We start from the raw sequence: 20582 nt of genomic DNA on the forward strand, positions 1-20582 counted from the left end.
AAATCGCGGGCTCACGCGCCCAGCGCTTCCAGGCGCGCCTGGGTATCGGCCGCGCCCATCCGTGCGGCGGCATCGGCCGCGCTGACGCCGTTCGCGTCGCGCGCATGCGGGTCCGCGCCGTGCGCGAGCAGCAGCTCGACGATCGCGGTGCGGTTGAACATCGCCGCGATCATCAGCGCGGTGCGGCCATCGGGCGATGCGCCTTCGACGTCGGCGCCATGCGCGAGCAAGGTTGCGATCACCTTGTCGAAGCCCTTGAACGCGGCGCCCGCGATCGGTGTCTGGCCCGCGTCGTTGCGCAGGTTCGCATCGGCGCCCCGGTCGAGCAGCGCGCGCACCGCGTCGACGTGGCCGTGGTAGCTCGCGAGCATCAGCAGGCTGTCGCCGCGCTCGTTGCGCAAATTCGGCGGCACGCCTTTCTCGATGACGGCCGCGAGCATCGTCGCATCGCCGCGCCGCGCGAGGTCGAAGACTTCGCGCGCGAGCGCCTGCAATTCGGGATCGGGTTGCGTTGCGGGCGGGTTGTCGGTGTGGTCGGTCAAGGCACTCTCCTTGCGATGAATGAGCGGCGCGTTGCCAATGCCGCGCCCGGTCTTTCAGCGAGCATACACATTCCGTGGCGCTCGCGTTCGCACGCTGGCAGCCGCGCCGCTTTGCTAGCCATGGCCGAACAGCTTGACCAGCAGCCCGAATATGCCGATCGGTATGGCGACAGCCAGGCATGTGAACACGAGCGTAAGGACCAGGACCACGAGCACTTTGAGCGCACTGGGAGATGTCGACATGGGCGGCCATTGACCTGAGATAGAAAATCACGAAAAGAAAGCAGACAGCGCAAGGGAGTTGCAGTATGAATGCCACATTCAGCGCGACATACTGCGAGCGGTAGAAAGCATTCGCCCCCGTTCGAGCAGCCTGGTACATTCGACTCGCACCGCCCGGCTTCGTTTCGAGTGCGCCGCATTATCCGCCAACCAGCCTGACAGTTCTTTTCGAGGAGTGACGCCATGGCCGAAGCAACCTCGCATCCCACCCCACTGCAAGTTCTGGACCCCGATACGCTGCGCAACCTCGATCGCTACTGGCGCGCATGCAATTACCTGTCGGTCGGCATGATCTATCTGCGCGACAACCCGTTGCTGCGCAAACCGCTGAAGCCCGAGCACATCAAGAACCGGCTGCTCGGCCACTGGGGCTCCGACGCCGGCCAGAGCTTCGTGCTCGTGCATCTGAACCGGCTGATCCGCAAACACGATCTCGACGTGATCTTTCTGTCCGGCCCCGGTCACGGCGCCCCCGCGAGCCTCGCGCACTGCTACCTGGAAGGCCACTACTCGGAAATTTATCCGGACCGCAGCGAGGACGAAGCCGGTATGCAGCGCTTTTTCAGGCAATTCTCGTTCCCGGGCGGCATCGGTTCGCATTGCACGCCCGAAACGCCGGGCTCGATTCACGAAGGGGGCGAACTCGGCTACAGCCTGTCGCACGGGTACGGCGCCGCGTTCGACAATCCCGAGCTGATCGTCACCGTGATGATCGGCGATGGCGAAGCGGAAACCGGCCCGCTCGCCACGTCGTGGCATTCGAACAAATTCCTGAACCCGATCCGCGACGGCGCGGTGCTGCCGGTGCTGCATCTGAACGGCTACAAGATCGCCAACCCGACGCTGCTCGCGCGCATTCCGCGTGAGGAACTCGAAGCATTGATGGTCGGCTACGGGCACAAGCCGTATTTCGTCGAAGGCGACGATCCCGACACGATGCATCAGCAGATGGCCGCGACGCTCGAACAATGCATCGGCGAAATTCGCGCGATCCAGCAGCATGCGCGGCAGAACAACGACGCCACGCGGCCGCGCTGGCCGATGATCGTGCTGCGCTCGCCGAAGGGCTGGACCGGGCCGAAGGAAGTCGACGGTCACAAGGTGGAAGGCTCGTGGCGCTCGCATCAGGTGCCGGTCGCCGATGCGGTGAGCAATCGCAAGAGTCTGCAGATCGTCGAGGATTGGCTGCGCAGCTACGGCCCCGAAACGCTGTTCGATGCGAACGGCCGGCTCGTCGAAGAACTGCGCGCGCTCGCGCCCGAGGGCGCGCGCCGCATCAGCGCGAATCCGCACGCGAACGGCGGGCTGTTGTGCAAGATGCTCGACATGCCGCCGTTCCGCGACTACGCGGTGGCCGTGAAGAAACCGGCGGCGGCGTATACGTCGCCGACCGCGGTACTCGGCACGTTCCTGCGCGATGTGATGCGCAACAACATGTCGAACTTCCGGCTGTTCGGTCCCGACGAAACTTCGAGCAACAAGCTGCACGCGGTCTATGAGGCGTCGGGCAAGACCTGGCTCGCCGCGCTCGAACCGGGCGACGCCGACGGCGGCGAACTGTCGCCCGATGGCCGCGTGATGGAAATGCTCAGCGAGCACACGCTCGAAGGCTGGTTGGAAGGCTATGCGCTGACCGGCCGTCACGGACTCTTCGCGACCTACGAAGCGTTCGTGCACGTCATCGACTCGATGTTCAACCAGCACGCGAAGTGGCTCGAAAAAGCCAAGCGCGAGCTCGGCTGGCGGCAGCCGGTGCCGTCGCTCAATCTGCTGATCACGTCGATCGTGTGGCGCCAGGATCACAACGGTTTCACGCACCAGGACCCCGGTTTTCTCGACGTGGTCACGAACAAGAGCCCGGACGTCGTGCGCATCTATCTGCCGCCCGACGCGAACTGTCTGCTGAGCGTCGCCGATCACTGCCTGCGCTCGCGCGACTACGTGAACGTGATCGTGTCCGACAAGCAGCCGCACCTGGACTATCTCGACATGGACGCGGCCGTCACGCATTGCACCAAGGGCATCGGTATCTGGGACTGGGCGTCGACCGATCAGGGCGTCGAGCCGGACGTCGTGATCGCGTGCGCGGGCGACATCGCGACGATGGAAGCGCTCGCCGCCGTGCAGATCCTGAAGGAGCGCTGCCCGACGCTGAAGATTCGCTTCGTCAACGTGGTCGATCTGTTCCGCCTGATGCCCGAGCATGCGCATCCGCATGGACTGTCCGACCGCGATTTCGATTCGCTGTTTACGACCAGCAAGCCGGTGATCTTCAACTTCCACTCGTATGCGGCGCTCGTGCACAAGCTCACGTACAACCGTCAGAATCACGGCAACATGCACGTGCATGGCTATAACGAGAAGGGCAACATCAATACCCCGCTCGAACTCGCGATCATCAACGGCGTCGACCGCTTCACGCTGGCGATCGATGCGATCGATCGCGTGCCGTCGCTGCGCGGCGTCGGCGATCATACGAAGGAGTGGCTGCGCGGGCAGATCATCGAGCATCTCGCGTATGCGCACGAGGAAGGGATCGACAAGGAGGAAATCCGCAACTGGACGTGGAAAGGCTGAGCGAGGCGGCGCCATGCACGACCACGATCAGGAACGGACGATCCTCGTGCTGAACAGCGGTTCGTCGTCGTTGAAGTTCGGGCTGTTCGCCCGCTCGGCCAACGACGAAACACTGTTGCTCGAAGGCGCGGCCGAAGGCATCGGCCGCGACGACGGCCGGCTGCGGATCAAAGCGGCCGATGGCCGCATGCTGTTGCAGCAGGAGCACTTGCTTCAATCGCAGACCGAGGCGTTGCAGGCGCTCTCGCAGGTGCTCGTGCAACGGCATCATGCGCGGCCCTCGGCGGTGGGGCATCGCGTCGTGCATGGCGGTCCGCATCTGCGCACGCACCAGCTCATCACCAACGACGTGCGCCGTCAGTTGCGCGACGCGCTGCACTTCGCGCCATTGCATATTCCGCCGGCACTCGCGCTCATCGATGAAGCCATGAGGGTGTTGCACACCGAGGAGGAAAGGCAGATCGCGCGGCATTGCCGGCAACTGCTGCAAGCGGGCGGGAGCGGCCCCCCTGACTGGGGTCAGCCCTTGCGGACGACGGTCCGGTCCACGACTGAGGTGACGCCGAACAGACGCGTCACGTCTTCGAGCATCGCGGCGCGCTGTGCTTCGCCCTGAAGCTCGCCCGACAACGTGATGCGCCCCCGCGCGACCTTCACGCGCACGGCGCGCGGCGGCACGGCCGAATCCCACGCGAGACGGCGCGCTGCTTCGGCGGCGATCTGCGCGTCGGTCAAGCGGGCAGATTCGCTCGATCTCGAGCTTGTGGACCGCATGGCGTCTCCGCGAAACAGAATGTCGATCAACTCACACTAGCAGATGTGGCGGGTTTTGCCGGCGTACGCGCTTCGCCGCTGCCGCCGCTGGATCGCGGGTATGCTCACGATTCGTTCCGACCCAGGCAAGGCCCGAATCATGTCCGACTTTCCCATCGACAACCCGTTTCTCGAATCGCTCGGCGTGCGTCTGACGCAATGGCGCGACGGCTATGCCGAGCTGTTGATGCCGATCGACGCGAGCAAGCTCAATCGTCAGGGTGTGCTGCAAGGCGGCGCGATTGCGACGCTGCTCGATGCCGCGGCGGGCTACGCGGGCCTCTATGCGCCACCGGGACAGCCGGCGCGGCACGGCTTCACGCTGTCGCTGACCACGAACTATCTGGACAAGGGGCTCGGCGCGACGGTCACCGCGAAGGGCTTTCTCGAACGCGCGGGCCGCTCGATTTTCTTTTCGCGCTCGGAAGCGTGGGTGGACGGCAAGCTGCTGATCGCGAGCGCGCAGGGCACCTTCAAGTATTCGAAGACGGCCTGACGCGCGGCAACGCCGGCAGCGCAGATTCGCTCGCCGCGCCGGGCTCGCCACGTTTATCATAGTGCCCACCTGACAGAACGCGCCGTCCAGCCGCGAACGGCGCGCGCATCTTCCACGAGACCTCGCAATCCCATGAATTCGACCCCCGACGCTCCTTCCCGACCCTCGCTGCGCGCGCTGACCGCGCTCGAAGGACGTGTTCTCGGCGTGCTCGTCGAAAAACAGCACACGGTACCCGACAGTTATCCGTTGTCGCTGAACGCGCTGACGCTCGGCTGCAATCAGAAGACCGGCCGCGCGCCGGTGATGAGCGCGACCGAGGCCGAGGTGCTGACCGCCGCCGACGGCCTGAAACGCCTGAGCCTCGTGTTCGAGGGCAGCAGCAGCCGCGTGCCGCGCTTCGAGCACAACATGAACCGCGTGCTCGGGCTGCCGGGACAGTCGATCGCGCTGCTGACCACGCTGCTGCTGCGCGGCGCGCAAACGGCCGCCGAATTGCGCCTGAACAGCGCGCGCCTGCATGGCTTCGCCGATATTTCGTCGGTCGAGGCGTTCCTCGACGAGCTGGCCGCGAGCGATCCGCCTCGCGTCGTCCGTCTGCCGCGCATGGCGGGCGAGCGTGAGAATCGCTGGATGCATCTGTTGTGCGGCGAGGTCAGCATCACCGAAGCCGCGCAGTCCGCTCTCGCCGAGGACGACAGCGTGCCGCCGTCGGCATTCGAGGCGCTGAAGGCCGAGCAGAAGCGTCTCGCCGATGAAGTCAGCCGTCTGCAGGCCGTCGTGCGGCGCATGGCGACCGAGCTGGGTATCAGCGCGGACGATCTGTGATCTGAAACGAAAGCGAAGGCGAAAACGCGCCCGGCCGCCTGTTTCACGCATCACGCCGACGCGGCCTGTCCGCCAGCAACGTGCGCTGCGTGCGATAGAAGATCCGCGGCGGCACGTTCGGCGAGTCTTCGGCGAGACGGTCGAGTTCGGTACGGATCCCGGTGAGGTAGTGCGCTTCGCGCGCATCGGCGTCACCGGCAAACACCGCTTCGAGCCGCCGACGCACCGCGCCATAGCGCGCACCGGCCGCGCGATGCTTCTCGGCACGCTCCGCATAGCGCAGGAACGTCTGCAACGCGGCCGACATCGCCGCCGCCACGCTGACGAGCCCAACGACTATCCGCATCTCGATCGACACCGGCGGCGCGCTCAACGACGCGAACACCGCCGTGCCGACGAACGCGGTCAGCGCGGTCACGAGCCAGCCCATGCGGCGCTCGCGCGCCGACAGCAGATCCGCCATGTCGTAATGGCTCATCTGCGATTCGCGCGCGCGGCGAATCCATTTCAACAGCAGTTCGGTTTCGTCGACGGGCGGCTCGTAGGCGGGCAGGGTCGTCATCGTTCAGTGTTCGGCACGCGCATCAATCGTAGGAAAACGAGCTGCCGAACTTCTCGATTCGCTCCAGCGCCATGCCCGAGCCGCGTACGACGCAGGTCAGCGGCGCCTCTGCGACGAACACCGGCAGGCCGGTTTCCTCGGCGAGCAGACGGTCGAGATCGCGCAGCAGCGCGCCGCCACCCGCGAGCGTGATGCCGCGCTCGGCGATGTCCGCGCCGAGTTCCGGTGGCGTCTGTTCCAGTGCGATCTTCACCGACGACACGATCTGATTCAGCGGATCGGTCAGCGCTTCGAGGATTTCGTTGCTCGACACCGTGAAGCTGCGCGGAATGCCCTCGGACATGTTGCGGCCTTTGACTTCCATCTCCATGACCTCGGAGCCCGGAAACGCGGAGCCGATTTCCTTCTTGATCGCCTCGGCGGTCTGCTCGCCGATCAGCATGCCGTAGTTGCGGCGGATGTAGTTGACGATGGCGTCGTCGAACTTGTCGCCGCCGACGCGCACCGAGCCTTTGTACACGATGCCGCCGAGCGAGATCACGCCGACCTCGGTGGTGCCGCCGCCGATATCGACGACCATCGAACCGGTTGCATCCGATACCGGCAGGCCGGCGCCCGTCGCCGCTGCCATCGGTTCCTCGATCAGATAGACCTGCGAGGCGCCCGCGCTATGCGCGGCCTCCTTGATCGCGCGGCGCTCGACCTGGGTCGAACCGCACGGCACGCAGATGATGATGCGCGGCGATGGCGCAAACAGCCGCGACTCGTGCGCCATCTGGATGAAGCGCTTGATCATTTGCTGGGTGATGTTGAAATCGGCGATCACGCCGTCTTTCATCGGGCGGATCGCCTCGATGTTGCCCGGTACCTTGCCGAGCATCTGCTTCGCTTCGCGGCCCACGGCGAGGATGATCTTCTTGCCGTTCGGCCCGCCTTCCTGGCGGATCGACACGACCGACGGTTCGTCGAGAACGATGCCCTTGCCGCGCATGTAGATCAGCGTGTTCGACGTGCCGAGGTCGATTGCCAGGTCGTTGGAAAAGTAGCCGCGCAGAAAACCGAACATGCGTATTCCTGTCTTTGCGAAGGCGGGCGCGTGAGCGCCGCCGGGAGCTTGTCGGGGTCTGCCGCTTGCACGCGGCGGGCGGCCAGAGCGGCCGCGCGACAGCAAGAATAGCAGTTTATCGACGGGCGCGGCCGCACTATCGTCCGCTATCTGCCGCTTGCCGGCCCCAGCCGCGCCGCGATCGTGCGGCATGCCGCAAGCAGCGGCTCGATGTAAGTGGCTTGCACATCATCGCGTTGGCGGAAGGTCGGCATGCTGATGCTCACGCAACCGGCCGCGCGGCCGTCCGGGCCGCGGACCGCGGCACCGTAGCAGCAGATCGATACTTCGTTCTCCTCGCGGTCTTCCGCGTAGCCGCGTTGCGCGGTCGCGTCGAGCTCGCGGCGCACCGCGTCGAGGTCGGTCAGCGTGTGCTCGGTGAAACGCTCGAGCGGCGCGTTTTTCAGCAGCGCCTCGCGCTCGGCCACGCTGAGAGTCGCCAGATACGCCTTGCCGACCGAACTCGACGTGAGCGACACGCGCGTGCCGATGCGCGATGCCATGCGCACCGCGTGCGGGCTTTCGAGCTTTTCGATGTAGACCATCTCGCCCTGGCTGGGCACCGCGAGGTGGATCGTCTCCGATGTGAAGTCGCGCAACGCCATCAACGCATCGACGGCCGCGAGCCGCAGGTCCGAGCGCTCCCAGCTATGGCTCGCAAGGTTGATCAGGCGCGGTCCGAGGCCGAAGGTGTTGCCGCTGCCGCTCGCGACGATCAGCCCTTCAGCCTGCAAAGCCGCGACGATGCGATGGACGGTCGGGCGTGGATAGCCGCTCGCCGCGCTCAGCTTCGCGACGTTGGGCGGCGTTGACGCATCGGCGATCAGTTGCAGAACCGCAATGAACTTCGAGAACGCGGCGGCGCCGGCGACGGCCCTGGAGTCGGCTTTGTTGTCGGCGTGCCCGACAGCATCATGGCCGGCGCCGCCGGCGTGGGAACGGGGTTTGGAAGCGGAACTCGACATCACACAGAGGCAGGGCAGGACAGGGGTATGCAATTATGCCTTTATCGATGGCGTCGAACGACGGCGGCGCCGCTTCATGCGACGAGATATCCGCCGTCGACCGGCACGATTGCGCCCGTCATGAACGACGCCGCCGGCGAACACAGGAACACCGCGACCTGCGCGACTTCCTCCGGCGTGCCCCAGCGACGCAGCGGCGTACGTTCCAGAATCGCCAGCGAGCGGCCATCGTCGTCCTGCAACGCCTGGGTGAGCGGCGTTGCGATCCAGCCCGGCGCAACCGCATTGACGCGAATGCCGTCGGCGGCATAGGCGATCGCGAGCGACTTCGTTAGCTGCGCCACCGCGCCCTTGCTCGCGCTATAAGCGGGCACGAGACCGCCGCCGAAAAAACTCAGCATCGACGCCGTATTGACGATGCAGCCTGCCGACGCCTTCAACGAGTCGCGCGCGGCGGCGCACACGCGCATCGTGCCGTTCAGATTGATATCCATCACGCGTTCGAACACGTCGAGCCGATGTTCTTCGACGCGGCTGATCACGCCGGCGCAGTTGACCACGATGTCGAGACGCTCGAACGCGTTCACCGCGGCCGTTACGGCGTTGCCCGAGCGGACATCCAGCGTGACGCGCGCAATCTCGCGATTGAGCGTATCGGGCGTGCCTTCGGGCAGCGGCAAACCAGCCGCCACCGTGTGCGCGCCAAGCTGCGCGAGCGTGTTGGCGATCGCCGCGCCGATACCGGACAAGCCGCCGGTCACGAGCGCGGTCTTGCCTTCGAGGAGCTGGTTCTGGAATGTCATGGGAGAAGCCGCCTCAGGTGGGTTGGGTCTCGATCGAGCTCGCGAGCGGCGCGGGCGCCACTTCCTGGACGACGAACAGATAGACGAGCGCCGCCGCGAACGCGACGGCCGCGCTGATCAGCAGCGCGTTGACGAACGAATGCGTCTGATCGACGACGATGCCGGTGATCACCGGCGCGAACGAGCCGCCCAGATAGCCACCGAAGTTCTGCATGCTGCCGAGCGACGCCACCAGATGTCGCGGCGCGGCGACGCTGACGAGCGCCCATGCGCTGCCGCTCGACAGGTTCACGAACAGCATCGCGAGCGACACGTAGACGATCGCGAGCGTCGTGCTCGGTGTGTAGGCGGCCGGCACCGTGAATGCGGCCGCGCCGACGAGACCGACGCACAGCGGCCACTTGCGGCTGCGGATCGGCGCCATGCCGCGCTTCAACAGATAGTCGGCGATCACGCCGCTGCTCGCCATGCCGATCGTGCCGAACACATACGGAATCGCGACGAGCCAGCCGGTGTGCGCGATGCTCAGATGACGCTCACGCTCCAGATAGCCGGGCAGCCACGTCAGATAGAGCCATACCATGTAGATCACGCCCATGAAGCCGAAGATCATGCCCCACGTGTTGCGCAGCTTGAACAGCGCGCCCCATTCGGACCAGCTGAGGCCCTGCGGATTCTCCTGGCCGGTCGCGCCTTCGTTCAGATGCGCGGTTTCTTCTTCGGTCAGCGCGATTTCGCTGCGATTGCGATAGACGAGGTACCACGCGAGCGCGACGGCAATGCCGGCCACGCCCATGATGACGAACATCGTTCGCCATCCGAAGGAAAGCATCAGCACCGTGAGCAGCGGCGGCGCGATCATCGGCGCAATGGTGGATGACGAGATGAAGGTGCCGATCGGCGTGCCGCGCTCGCGTACCGCGAACCATTCGCTGACGACTTTCGCGCCGGCCGGAAACAGCGGCGCCTCGGCGATGCCGAGCACGACGCGCGCCGTGAGGAAGTGATTGAGCGTCTGGATGAAGCCGCCCGCGACCTGGGCGATCGACCACACGAGCATGCCGAGGCCGAGCATCACGCGCGATCCGAAACGGTCCAGCAGCGCGCCAACCGGCAACTGCGCGAACGCATACGACAACGAGAACGCGGACAGCAGCAGCCCCATCTGCGAAGCCGACAGATGCAATTCCTCGCTGACCAGATGATTCGCGATCGACAGCGTGCTGCGGTCGAGATAATTGACGACGCCCGCCACCGTCAGAAAGACGACGGCGACCACCTGGATACGTTTCAGACGCTGCGACTTCTGAAGCATGTTTGTCTCCTGCGCAATGGGTCCTGCTGTGTGGGAATGGTGTTGCCGTGCCTGTCGGTATTGCGGTGTCCTGCCTGTTGGTTCTGTCGGGGCTTGCGCGGTTTTTTACCGGACGAACTGGTCGACGTAGTCTTCGCCGAGGCCCACCGCCGCGTAGTGCTTGCGGCACATGTCGATCTTCGTGAATACGTCTTCGTAACCGGTGTAGTTCCCGTACGGATCGCAATAGAACATCACGCCGTTGACCTGGAAGTACGTGATCATTTCCTCGACGTCCTCGGGCACATATAACGTATGCGTTTCGCCCGGCGGCTCGTACACGTAGCTGCCTTCGGTCGCGACCCAGTCATGCTCGAGATAACGCCAGCGGCCCTTGAGCACCATGCCGTGCACGGCCTGCGGATGACGATGCCGGCTCAACACCCCCGAGCGGCGTACGCGCAGCAGATTCATCCAGTATCCCTGCGACGCATTCAGGCACAGTGGGCGGAACGACACGTTTTCTGCCTGCGGGACCCACATGCGTTCGTCGGTCGGAATCGCGCAGGGCACGACGATTTCCTTTTGCGCTTCCTTCGGGAACGGTAGCTGGTACGGCGTCAGGTCGGATTGATTGGCCTCTGGCATGGAGATTCCTCGCGAAGTGTGCAGAAAAAAGCACTGTCCACATTGTGGATAAAAAGTCCACAATATGGTTATTATCGGAACCGCTGTGGGCGGGGTCAATCCTGGGGAAATTACTGGTAGGGCACGATAAAGCGACGCCGCACCCGTTCTCGAATCGCGCGAAAGATGCACGTGTTGCTATCTCATAAAAGCCGCACGACACGCAAAAAGCGCCTAAAACAAGGCCTGCGCGCGCATTCTGATCGAACACCATCTTTAAGTCTGCTTTAAGTGGAGGCCACTACATTACGCATCCTCCATGTAACCCTCCGCAACACTCCCTGACTATGACCACCAAGAACTATTGGCGCGGTAGCGCTGCGATCGGCGTCGTCCTCGCAATCGGCGGCGCGTATGCGCTCAGCCATCGCAATGCCGATGCGTCGGTGAACGACGCGCAGGGCCCGACGTCGTCGCTGCACGCGGCGGCGGATATCGTCGGCTCGCGCTCGTCGGCACCGGACTTCTCCGGCATCGTGACCCGCTATGGCCCAGCGGTCGTGCATATCGGCGTGAAAGAAGCCGCGTCGGTCGACGAGAACGGTCAACGCAAGAGCGGCGGTGAAGCGCTCGGCTCGGGCTTCATCATCAGCCAGGACGGGTACATCCTGACCAACAATCACGTCGTCGACGGCGCGACCAGCGTGACCGTGAAGCTCACCGACGGCCGCGAATTCCACGCGCGCGTGATCGGCAAGGACAAGGCCACCGACGTCGCCGTCGTCAAGATCGACGCGACCAATCTGCCGACCGTGAAGATCGGCAACCCGGACAGCAGCAAGGTCGGCGAATGGGTCGTGGCGATCGGCTCGCCGTACGGCTTCGACAGCACGGTGACCTCGGGCATCATCAGCGCGAAATCGCGCTCGTTCTCCGACGATAGCCCAATCCCGTTCATCCAGACCGACGTGCCGGTCAACCCGGGCAATTCGGGCGGTCCGCTGTTCAACCTGAACGGCGAAGTGATCGGCATCAACTCGATGATCTACTCGCGCACCGGCGGCTTCCAGGGACTGTCGTTCGCCATTCCGATCGACGCGGCGATGCACGTGAAAGACCAACTCGTGAGTACCGGTCACGTAAGCCGCGGCCGCATCGGCGTGGGCGTGCAGCCGCTCAGCGCCGACAAGGCCAAGGCGCTCGGCCTCGACTCGACGGGCGGCGCACTGGTCGGCTCGGTCGACCCGGATGGTCCCGCGCACGCAGCCGGTCTGCGCCAGGGCGACGTGATCGTCGGCGTGAACGGCAAGCATATCGGTAACCCCACCGAATTGATCGGTCAGGTCGCGCAACTGTCGCCGGGCAGCAAAGCGACGATCAGCGTGTGGCGCAACGGCGGCGAAAGCAAGCTGGCGGTGACGGTGGGCGCGCAGCAAGCGTCGGACATGGCGTCGGCCGCGCCACCCGAAGAGCAGCAGGAACAACCGCCGCAGCAAAACCGTCCGCGTCTCGGCGTCGCCGTGCGTGCGCTGACCCAGGACGAACAGCAGCAAGCGCAGTTGCCGGGCGGGGTGGTGGTGCAGCAGGCCACCGGTCCGGCCGCCGAAGCCGGCATTCAGGCGGGCGACATCATCGTTGCCGTCGACGGCAAGGTGATTCACGGCGTCGAGCAGCTGCGCCGCATGATCGCTCAGGCGGACGACAGCGTGTCTGTCACCGTGGTGCGCGATGGTGAACAAGCATCGGTCGACGTAACGCTTGGCTGATGAGTAGAACCCGCCGGTGCTATGCCGGCGGCCGGCACGACGCGCTGCTGTGGCGCGCGTGCCTCAGTTGGACGGGTGGACCCCCTCAGCGTGAGACGTGCTTTGCGTGACGTTCCGCGGCTCGTCGGGCCCGCCCCCCAATGCGACGTAAAGCGACACCCCGTTCTGCAAAGCCGTCGCCCGAAGCTGGATCAGCTGCTGCTCGGCGGCAAACTGATTGCGTCGCGCATCCACCACCTCGAGATAGATCGAGATCCCGTTTTCGTAGCGCAGCTCGGCCGTTTCGGCGAGTTGCCGCTGCGCCTGCACCGCCTGTTCCTGCGCCGCGATCTGTTCCTTGTAGCGTTGTCGCGCGACCAATGCGTCGGACACTTCACGAAACGCGTTCTGCACCGTGCGCTGATAATCGGCGACCAGTTCGTCGCGTCGCGCGCGCGCCTGCGATAGTTGCGCCTGGCGCTGTCCCGCATCGAAGATCGGCATGCCAACCAGCGCGCCGAACGACCACGCCTGCTTGGCCGGCACGAACAGATCGCCGAGTTCGGGCGACACATAACCGAAGCTACCCGTCAGCGCGATGCGCGGAAAAAAGTCCGCGCGAGCGGCGCCGATGTCGGCATTGGCTGCGCGCAACTGCTGCTCGGCCTGCTGGATGTCCGGCCGGTCGATCAGCAGTGCGGAGGGCAGGCCCGCATCGAGCTCGCGGAACTGCGCGGCGTCGGCGATAGGCGGCGCCTGCGGTAGCGACTCGCTGAGCGGCCCGCCGATCAGCACCTCGAGCAGATGGCGCTGCTGCGCGGTGGTCCGTTGCAGTTCCGCCAGCTGCGTCTGCGCCTGCGTGACGAGAATGGCGGCCTGGTCGTAATCGACCATCGATGTGACGCCCGCGTCGAGCCGCATTTTCGCGACTTCCAGCGCGTAGCGCCGACTGTCGAGCGTCTGTTGTGCAAGCTCGATGCCTTCCTCGCCCGAGCGGATCGCGTAGTAGTTCGACGCGACATTGCCGATCAGCGACAAACGGAACGCGTGCTGCGCGTCGACAGTGGCCAGATATCGACGCCGCGCGGCTTCGCTGGTGTTGCGCACGCGCCCCCAGAAGTCGAGTTCGAACGACGTCACCGCCGCCTGAACGTTGTACTGGTTGAACTGGACCGAGATGTCCGTGTTGTCGAACTCGGGATCGATCGAACCGAGTGGCGCCCTGGTGCGGGTCGCACCCGCGTTCGCATTGACCTGCGGCAAACGCGCGGCGTTCTGGATGCGATAAAACGCGCGCGCCTGCTCGATGCGCGCGATCGACGCGGCGAGATTGCGGTTGTGCTCGAGCGCCGCCTCGATCAGCAGCTTCAGTCGCGGATCGGCGAAGAAGGTCTGCCAGTCGACTTCGCTTGCCAGATGCGCGGTGGCCGGATTGGCGGTCTCCGTCGTGTCGAAATGATCGGCGATCGGCAATTGGGGCTGCTGATAGTTCGGCGCAAAGTTGCAGGCGGAGAGCGAGCAGCAGAAGAGGGGCAGCAACAGGCGCACATGAAGGCATTTACGCATCGCGCTGCCCTCCACCCGAATCGCGCGGCATGGCCGTCGGCAGATCGTCATCGTCGAGATCGATGCTGCGTTTCTTGCGGCTCAGCCAGCGTCGCGCGGCGACATAGAACAGCGGCGTAAAGAAGACGCCGAACATCGTCGCGGTCAGCATGCTGCCCATCACGCCGGTGCCGACCGCGCGGCGGCTCGCCGCGCCCGCGCCGGTCGCGAGCACGAGCGGCAGCATGCCCAACACGAACGTGACGCTCGTCATCAGAATCGGGCGCAGACGCTGCTGTGCGCCGCTTTTGGCGGCGGCTAGCGCGTCCCTTCCTTCGGATTCCTCCTTGATCGCAAATTCGACGATCAGAATGGCGTTCTTCGCGGCAAGGCCGATGATCGTCACGAGGCCGATGTTGAAATACACGTCCGCGGACAGTCCACGCAGCATCGTCAACAGTACCGCGCCAATCACGCCGAACGGGATGATCAGCAACACCGCGACCGGAATCGCCCAGCTCTCGTACAGCGCCGCGAGCAACAGGAACACGACCACGAGCGACAGCCCGAGCAGCATGCCGATCTGGCCGCTCGCCTGTTTTTCCTCGAGCGCGGTGCCGGTCCATTCATAAGTCAGGTTTCCGGTCAACACGTGCGACGCGATGCGCTCCATCTCGGCGATCGCCGCGCCGCTCGAACGGCCGGGCGCGGCCTGACCCGACAGTGTCGCAGACGGAAAGCCGTTATAGCGTTCGAGCTGCTGCGGTCCGGAAATCCAGCGCACGCGCGTGAACGCGGAGAACGGCACCATCTCGCCGCGGTTATTGCGCAAGCGTAGCGAAGTCACGTCCTCGGCACGCATGCGTTGCTCGGCGTCCGCCTGCAACAGCACGCGCAGCACGTTGCCCTCGAACACGAAGTCGTTCACATAGTTTGCGCCGAACGTCAGCGCAAGCGCCTGGTTGACCTGACCGATTTGCAGACCTAATGCGCGCGCCTTCACGCGGTCGATCTCGACATACAGTTGCGGCGCTTCCGGCATGCCCTCGGCGCGCACGCCCGCGAGAAGAGGGCTTTGCGACGCCTCGATCATCATCCGCCGCGCGGCCTGTTGCAGCGCTTCGCCGCCGATGCCGCTGCGATCCTGGATCTTGATCGTGAAGCCGGTCGCGTTGCCGAGCGACGGAATCGCCGGCGGGTCGAGCGCAAAAATGATCGCCTCGGGAATCTGCCGAAACGCCGCGTTCGCGCGACGCACCAGCGCGCTCGCCGAATTGGCCTCGCCCGAGCGCTCGTCCCACGGCTTCAGATCGACGAACGACAGAGCCGCCGATTGCCCCTGGCCAAAGAAGCTGAAGCCCGTCACGGACGCGACGTTGCGCACTTGCGGCTGGGTTCGCAGAAACGCCTCGACCTGGTCGATCGCGCGCTGCGTGCGCTGGTCGGTCGAACCCGGCGGGCCGGTATACGTAATGAAGATATGCCCCTGGTCCTCGGTCGGCAGAAAGCCGGTCGGTAGCCGCGTGAAGAAAAACACGGTGATCGCGCAGGCCGCGACGAACACCAGCAGCCAGCGCAGCGGCGAGCGCAACATCGCATCGACGCCGCCGATATAGCGCGTGGTGCCCGCATCGAGCCCGCGATTGAAGCCGTCGAACACGCGATGCAGCATTCGTGACGCCGGGTTCTTCGGCCGCTCCCTGGCAGCCGCCTCGCTACGCAACAGCGCCGCGCACAACGCCGCGCCGAGTGTCAGCGCCAACAGCGTCGACAGCAGGATCGACACCGCGAGCGTGACCGAAAACTGCCGGTAGATGCCGCCCGTCGAGCCCGGAAAAAACGCCATCGGAATGAACACCGCGACGAGCACCAGCGTACTCGCGATCGCCGCGCCCGATATCTGCCCGATCGCCTTCACCGTTGCGCGCGGCGCGCCGAGCCCTTCCTCGCGCATGATGCGCGCGACGTTTTCGACGACGACGATCGCGTCGTCGTTGAGGATACCGATCGCGACCACCATGCCGAACAGCGACAGAATGTTGATCGACAGCCCGAACAGATAGAGCCCCGCGCACGTGCCGATCAAAGCGATCGGCACCACGATCGTCGGGATCACGGTCGCGCGCCAGTTCTGCAGGAACAGGAACACTACGACCGTCACGAGCAACAGCGCCTCGACCATCGTGCGGATCACGCCCTGCACCGAGGTCGTGATGAACGGCGTGGTGTCGAACGGCACGGTCCATGCGACGCCGCGCGGGAAGATCGGCTGCAATTCGGTCATGCGCTGGCGCACCGCGTTGGCGACTGCGAGCGCGTTCGCGCCGCTCGCGAGCTGGATCGCGATCCCGGCCGACGCCTTGCCGTTGACGGTCAGGCGGTTGCCGTAGCTGTCGTTGCCGAGCTCGACGCGCGCGACGTCGCCCACCCGCACGGTCGAGCCATCCGGATTCGCGTGCACGATGATTTCGCGGAACTGCTCGGGCGTCGTGAAGCGGCTTTGCGTGACGATCTGCGCGGTGAACTCGGAGCCCGGCGCGATCGGCTGATCGCCGAGGCCGCCGCCCGCGGTCTGGCTGTTCTGCTCCTGGATCGCCTGCAACACCTCGCTGGCCGACAGCCCAAAGCCCGCGAGCTTGCGCGGATCGAGCCAGATCCGCATCGCGTACGACGAGCCGAAAAGTTGCACGTCGCCGACACCGTCGATACGGCGCAGCTCGTTGACGATGTTGTTCGACGCGAAGTTGCCCATCGCGACGGCACTGGTGGTGCCGTCGGTCGCCTGCAGCGCAAGTAGCATCAGAAAGCCCGACGACGCCTTCGTGACGCGCACGCCGACCTGACGGACTTCGAGCGGCAAGCGCGGCTCGACGCGGCTCAGACGGTCCTGCACCTGGGTGCGTGCGATGTCGAGATCGGTGCCGGGCTTCAGCACCACGGTGATCTGCATCGTGCCGTTCGAGCGGCTTACCGACGACATGTACAGAAAATTCTCGATGCCGTTCATCTCGTCTTCGACGATCGACGTGACGGTACGCTCGAGCGTGCTCGCGTCGGCGCCGCTGAAGGCCGCGGTGATGCTGAGCGACGGCGGGGCAACGTCGGGGTACTGCTCGACCGGCAACAGCGTGAGCGCGATCGTGCCGAACAGCACGATGAAAAGGGCGATGACCCACGCGAAGACCGGCCGGGCGACGAAGAATCGATTCATCGGCGAGCCCGTCAGTGCGCGGTCGAAGCGGGAGCGGGCGACGCGGCCGAATGCGCCGCTGGCGACGCCTCGGGGGCGGGTCGCGCGTCGACCCGCTGACCCGGCTGCACCTTCTGCCAGCCATCGACGATCAGGCGCTCGCCGGGCTTCAGACCGTCGCGCACGGTCCAGCGTCCTTCGCCCTGTTCGCCGAGATTGATATTGCGGCGGACCACGGTGCCGTCGTCGGCGACCAACGCAACGCTTGCAATGCCGTTGTCGAGCTGCACCGCGCGCTCGGGAATACGGATGCCCTGCACATTGCCCGCCGCGATGATGCGCCCGCGCACGAACTGCCCCGGCAACAGCGTGCGGTCCGGATTCGCGAACTGCGCGCGCACCGTCTGCGTACCGGTCGACGGATCGACGATGAGATCGGCGAAGTCCAGAAAACCGCGCTCGTTGTAGACCTGGCCGTTGGCAAGGATCAGTTGCACCCCGACGTGCTTCATGCTGGTCGGCTTGCGCGCGCCCGACTGGATCTGCTGCTCGACGTCGAGCATCGCGGTATTCGACTGCGTGAACACCGCGTTGATCGGCGTCAGTTGATTGACCTGCGTGAGCAGCGTGGCCGCGCCTGCGCTGACGAGCGCGCCCTCGGTGACGAGCGCGCGGCCCGCGCGCCCGGCGATCGGCGTGCGTACGATGCAGCGATCGAGCCGCAGTTGCGCAAGCGAAACCGCAGCTTGCGCATCGGAGACATTGGCCTGCGCCTGCTGCATGGTCGCGAGCGCGGCGTCGTATTCCTGCGCGCTGACCGCATGACGGCCGACGAGCGGCTTGAAACGGTCCACCACCGACGCCGCGTTGTCGCGCACGGCGGTCGCGCGCGTGAGCGCGGCCTGCGCCTGCTGCAACTGCGCGCGATAGTCGCTCGCGTCGATCTGGAAGAGTGGGGCGTTGGCCGGCAGGTCCGTGCCTTCCTGATAGAGCGTGCGCTGGACGATGCCGTCGACGCGCGCGCGAATCTCGGCGGTGCGCACGGCCTCGATACGGCCAGGCAACTCGACGACATCGGCGACAGGGGTGGTGGAAACCGTTTCGACCAGCACGGGAACCGGCGGCATCGACGCGGCGGTAGGAGTTTGCGGCCGGTCGTTGCAGGCGGCAAGCAGGAGCGGCAAACCGGTGATCAGAAGCGATACGGCACGACTACGCAGGCGGAATGCGGAGCAAAGCAAGAGAAACTCCTTTGACCAAGGCAGTCTTTTTTGCGCGTGAGATCGGTGACGGATTTAACGGTTTGCGGTCGAATTAACTATTCAGAATGTGTGTGGGGGCGTTAATGCGGGGAAAAGATCTCTGTTGATCCTACCGTGTCTGGGTCGCTTGTCAAATTTATTCTTGGTGGTCGCGAGTGGAATGGACTGGCCACGACCAGGCGGCGGACGCGGTGGTCACGACCGGGGATTCCCGCTCGCAGACGAGATCTTGAATGGTAATTGTCAATTACACGTCAATTGTCATCCAGCGATTGCCGTAATCGAAATCGATGCGCCTGAAGAAATAGTCCGAGTCGCCACACACTCATGTACGCTTGCGCTCCGGATGCCGCAACACCGAATGGTTGCGCCCGTATGACAGATAAATCGTCATGCCGATCACGAGCCACACGACGAGCCGCAGCCACGTGACGAGCGGCAAGCCGACCATCAGCAGCAGGCAGAACAGGATGCCGAGCACTGGCACGACCGGCACGCCGGGCGCCCGGAATGGACGCGTCGCCTCGGAGTCGCTGCGCCGCAGATAGAGCACCGCGCCGCACACGAGGACGAACGCGAACAGGGTGCCGATGCTGACCATCTCGCCGAGCACGCCGATCGGTGTCAGCGCCGCGACGATCGCGACGACGGTGCCGATCAGGATCTGACTCAGATAGGGTGTATGAAGACGCAGATGGACCCTCGAGAAAAAGTGCGGCAACAAACCGTCTTGCGACATCGTGAAGAAGATGCGGCTTTGTCCATAGAGCAGCACGAGTATCACAGTGGTCAGCCCCGACAACGCGCCGATTTTGATCAGGATCGAGAACCACGTGACCCCGATCGCGTCGACGCCCTTGGCGATCGGATCAGGAACGTTCAGCTCGGGGTACGCAACGAGGCCGGTCAGCACGCCGGCGACGAGGATGTACAGCACCGTACAGATGATCAGCGAGCCGAGAATGCCGATCGGCATGTCGCGCTGCGGCCGTCGCGCTTCCTGCGCGGCGGTCGACACCGCATCGAAGCCGATGAACGCGAAGAACACGACGGCCGAGCCGCGCAGAATACCGCTCATGCCGAAACTGCCGAACTGCCCGGTATTGGCAGGAATGAACGGATGCCAGTGTTCCGGCTTGATGAAAAACAGGCCGATGGCGATAAACGCGACCACCACGGTCAGCTTGATCGCGACCATCACGTTGTTGAGCCGCGCCGACTCCTTCGTCCCCATCACGAGCAACGTGGTCAGGATCGCGACGATCAACACGGCCGGCAGGTTGATCACGCCGGTGACCGTCGAGCCATCGGCCAGTTTGACGACGGTGCCGGGGGCGGCGGCGAGGGTAGGTGGAATGTCGATGCCGACGTTGCGCAACAGGCTCACGATATAGCCGGACCAACCGACCGCGACGGTCGCGGCGCCCATCGCGTACTCGAGGATCAGGTCCCAGCCGATGATCCACGCGAAGATCTCGCCGAGCGTCGCATACGTGTACGTGTAGCTGCTCCCGCACACGGGCAGCATCGCCGCAAGCTCCGAATAGCACAGGCCGACGAACGCGCACGCGATGCCGCCCAGCACGAACGACAGCGTGATGGCCGGCCCCGCGAACTGCGCGGCGGCGGTCCCCGTCAGCACGAAGATGCCTGCGCCGATGATCGCGCCGATGCCCATCGCGGTGATACTCGTCGCGCCCAGCGTTTTCGACAGGTGACGGCCTTCTTCGACATCGGCGCTGGCGACGATATCAGCAACGGTTTTGCGTGCCATGTAACCGGTATCGGCCATGATAAGTCGTCCCTTTTCAGTGTTGATCAGGCACGAACCGGTTAGGCTGCCATCGGCTCGTGGAGCACGACAAAAACATCCGTCGCCGCGCACGGCAAGGGCCACGGCAAGTGCGGAGAAAGCGTCTAACGGAAAATTCAGTCTATGCCGGATT

At 64.9% G+C, this 20582-nt stretch carries 18 protein-coding genes; 5 read left to right on the plus strand and 13 right to left on the minus strand.

The window, feature by feature from the left end; all coding sequences use genetic code 11:
* Positions 1 to 11 precede the first annotated feature (11 nt).
* Together OKW44_RS05115 and OKW44_RS05120 are read right to left on the minus strand one after the other, a co-directional pair.
* The gene (locus tag OKW44_RS05115; protein WP_018425126.1) at positions 12 to 542 is read right to left on the minus strand and encodes an ankyrin repeat domain-containing protein; all 531 of its coding nucleotides are present in this window, start codon (positions 540 to 542) and stop codon (positions 12 to 14) included.
* 114 nt (positions 543 to 656) lie between these two features.
* The gene (locus OKW44_RS05120; protein WP_018425125.1) at positions 657 to 785 is read right to left on the minus strand and encodes a hypothetical protein; all 129 of its coding nucleotides are present in this window, start codon (positions 783 to 785) and stop codon (positions 657 to 659) included.
* Positions 786 to 1007: 222 nt separating this feature from the next.
* On the opposite strand from OKW44_RS05120, the gene OKW44_RS05125 reads away from it, so the two are divergent.
* Complete coding sequence (locus OKW44_RS05125; RefSeq protein ID WP_018425124.1) at positions 1008 to 3401, plus strand: phosphoketolase family protein; 2394 nt, start codon at positions 1008 to 1010, stop codon at positions 3399 to 3401.
* Positions 3402 to 3414: 13 nt separating this feature from the next.
* Complete coding sequence (locus OKW44_RS05130) at positions 3415 to 4017, plus strand: hypothetical protein (RefSeq protein ID WP_275426105.1); 603 nt, start codon at positions 3415 to 3417, stop codon at positions 4015 to 4017.
* Here the strand turns inward: OKW44_RS05130 and OKW44_RS05135 are convergent.
* A complete protein-coding gene (locus OKW44_RS05135) occupies positions 3921 to 4175 on the minus strand; it encodes a BON domain-containing protein (protein ID WP_084754493.1) in 255 nt (84 codons plus the stop codon). The two genes, OKW44_RS05130 and OKW44_RS05135, sit on opposite strands and share 97 nt — an antisense overlap.
* A 139-nt stretch (positions 4176 to 4314) precedes the next feature.
* Here OKW44_RS05135 and OKW44_RS05140 point away from each other — a divergent pair, with 139 nt between their 5' ends.
* Entirely contained in the window at positions 4315 to 4710 is a 396-nt protein-coding gene (locus OKW44_RS05140) for a PaaI family thioesterase (protein WP_026226643.1), read from the plus strand.
* A gap of 132 nt (positions 4711 to 4842) precedes the next feature.
* The gene (locus OKW44_RS05145) at positions 4843 to 5538 is read left to right on the plus strand and encodes a YceH family protein (RefSeq protein ID WP_018425121.1); all 696 of its coding nucleotides are present in this window, start codon (positions 4843 to 4845) and stop codon (positions 5536 to 5538) included.
* A gap of 43 nt (positions 5539 to 5581) precedes the next feature.
* Here the strand turns inward: OKW44_RS05145 and OKW44_RS05150 are convergent, their stop codons facing one another.
* From OKW44_RS05150 to OKW44_RS05175, 6 genes are all read right to left on the minus strand, one after another.
* Positions 5582 to 6100 (minus strand): SLATT domain-containing protein, encoded by a 519-nt coding sequence (locus OKW44_RS05150; RefSeq protein WP_018425120.1) that lies wholly within the window; start codon positions 6098 to 6100, stop codon positions 5582 to 5584.
* Positions 6101 to 6122: 22 nt separating this feature from the next.
* Positions 6123 to 7166: a rod shape-determining protein gene (locus OKW44_RS05155; protein ID WP_013091688.1), complete on the minus strand. Its 1044-nt coding sequence runs from the start codon at positions 7164 to 7166 to the stop codon at positions 6123 to 6125.
* Positions 7167 to 7312: 146 nt separating this feature from the next.
* A complete protein-coding gene (locus tag OKW44_RS05160; protein WP_018425119.1) occupies positions 7313 to 8170 on the minus strand; it encodes an IclR family transcriptional regulator in 858 nt (285 codons plus the stop codon).
* A 74-nt stretch (positions 8171 to 8244) separates the two neighbouring features.
* Entirely contained in the window at positions 8245 to 8973 is a 729-nt protein-coding gene (locus OKW44_RS05165; protein WP_018425118.1) for an SDR family NAD(P)-dependent oxidoreductase, read from the minus strand.
* A 13-nt stretch (positions 8974 to 8986) separates the two neighbouring features.
* Positions 8987 to 10288, minus strand: a complete 1302-nt coding sequence (locus tag OKW44_RS05170) for an MFS transporter (RefSeq protein WP_018425117.1) — start codon at positions 10286 to 10288, stop codon at positions 8987 to 8989.
* A 105-nt stretch (positions 10289 to 10393) separates the two neighbouring features.
* Positions 10394 to 10915, minus strand: a complete 522-nt coding sequence (locus OKW44_RS05175; RefSeq protein WP_018425116.1) for a 2,4'-dihydroxyacetophenone dioxygenase family protein — start codon at positions 10913 to 10915, stop codon at positions 10394 to 10396.
* A gap of 326 nt (positions 10916 to 11241) precedes the next feature.
* On the opposite strand from OKW44_RS05175, the gene OKW44_RS05180 reads away from it, so the two are divergent.
* Positions 11242 to 12660, plus strand: a complete 1419-nt coding sequence (locus OKW44_RS05180; protein WP_018425115.1) for a trypsin-like peptidase domain-containing protein — start codon at positions 11242 to 11244, stop codon at positions 12658 to 12660.
* Positions 12661 to 12723: 63 nt separating this feature from the next.
* Here the strand turns inward: OKW44_RS05180 and OKW44_RS05185 are convergent, their stop codons facing one another.
* The 4 genes from OKW44_RS05185 to OKW44_RS05200 all read right to left on the minus strand — a co-directional run bounded on the left by OKW44_RS05185 (position 12724) and on the right by OKW44_RS05200 (position 20428).
* Positions 12724 to 14205 carry an efflux transporter outer membrane subunit gene (locus tag OKW44_RS05185; RefSeq protein ID WP_035472346.1) on the minus strand — a complete coding sequence of 494 codons (1482 nt, stop codon included), beginning with the start codon at positions 14203 to 14205 and terminating at the stop codon, positions 12724 to 12726.
* The gene (locus tag OKW44_RS05190; protein ID WP_018425113.1) at positions 14198 to 17395 is read right to left on the minus strand and encodes a multidrug efflux RND transporter permease subunit; all 3198 of its coding nucleotides are present in this window, start codon (positions 17393 to 17395) and stop codon (positions 14198 to 14200) included. Before OKW44_RS05190 ends, OKW44_RS05185 begins: the two co-directional genes overlap by 8 nt.
* Before the next feature lie 11 nt (positions 17396 to 17406).
* Positions 17407 to 18615, minus strand: coding sequence for an efflux RND transporter periplasmic adaptor subunit (locus OKW44_RS05195; RefSeq protein ID WP_018425112.1), 1209 nt, complete (start codon positions 18613 to 18615; stop codon positions 17407 to 17409).
* Positions 18616 to 18961: 346 nt separating this feature from the next.
* Positions 18962 to 20428 carry an amino acid permease gene (locus tag OKW44_RS05200; protein ID WP_018425111.1) on the minus strand — a complete coding sequence of 489 codons (1467 nt, stop codon included), beginning with the start codon at positions 20426 to 20428 and terminating at the stop codon, positions 18962 to 18964.
* Between the last annotated feature and the right edge of the window lie 154 nt (positions 20429 to 20582).

Origin of the sequence: Paraburkholderia lebeckiae (assembly GCF_050436325.1) — a bacterium.
GTDB lineage: Bacteria > Pseudomonadota > Gammaproteobacteria > Burkholderiales > Burkholderiaceae > Paraburkholderia > Paraburkholderia tuberum.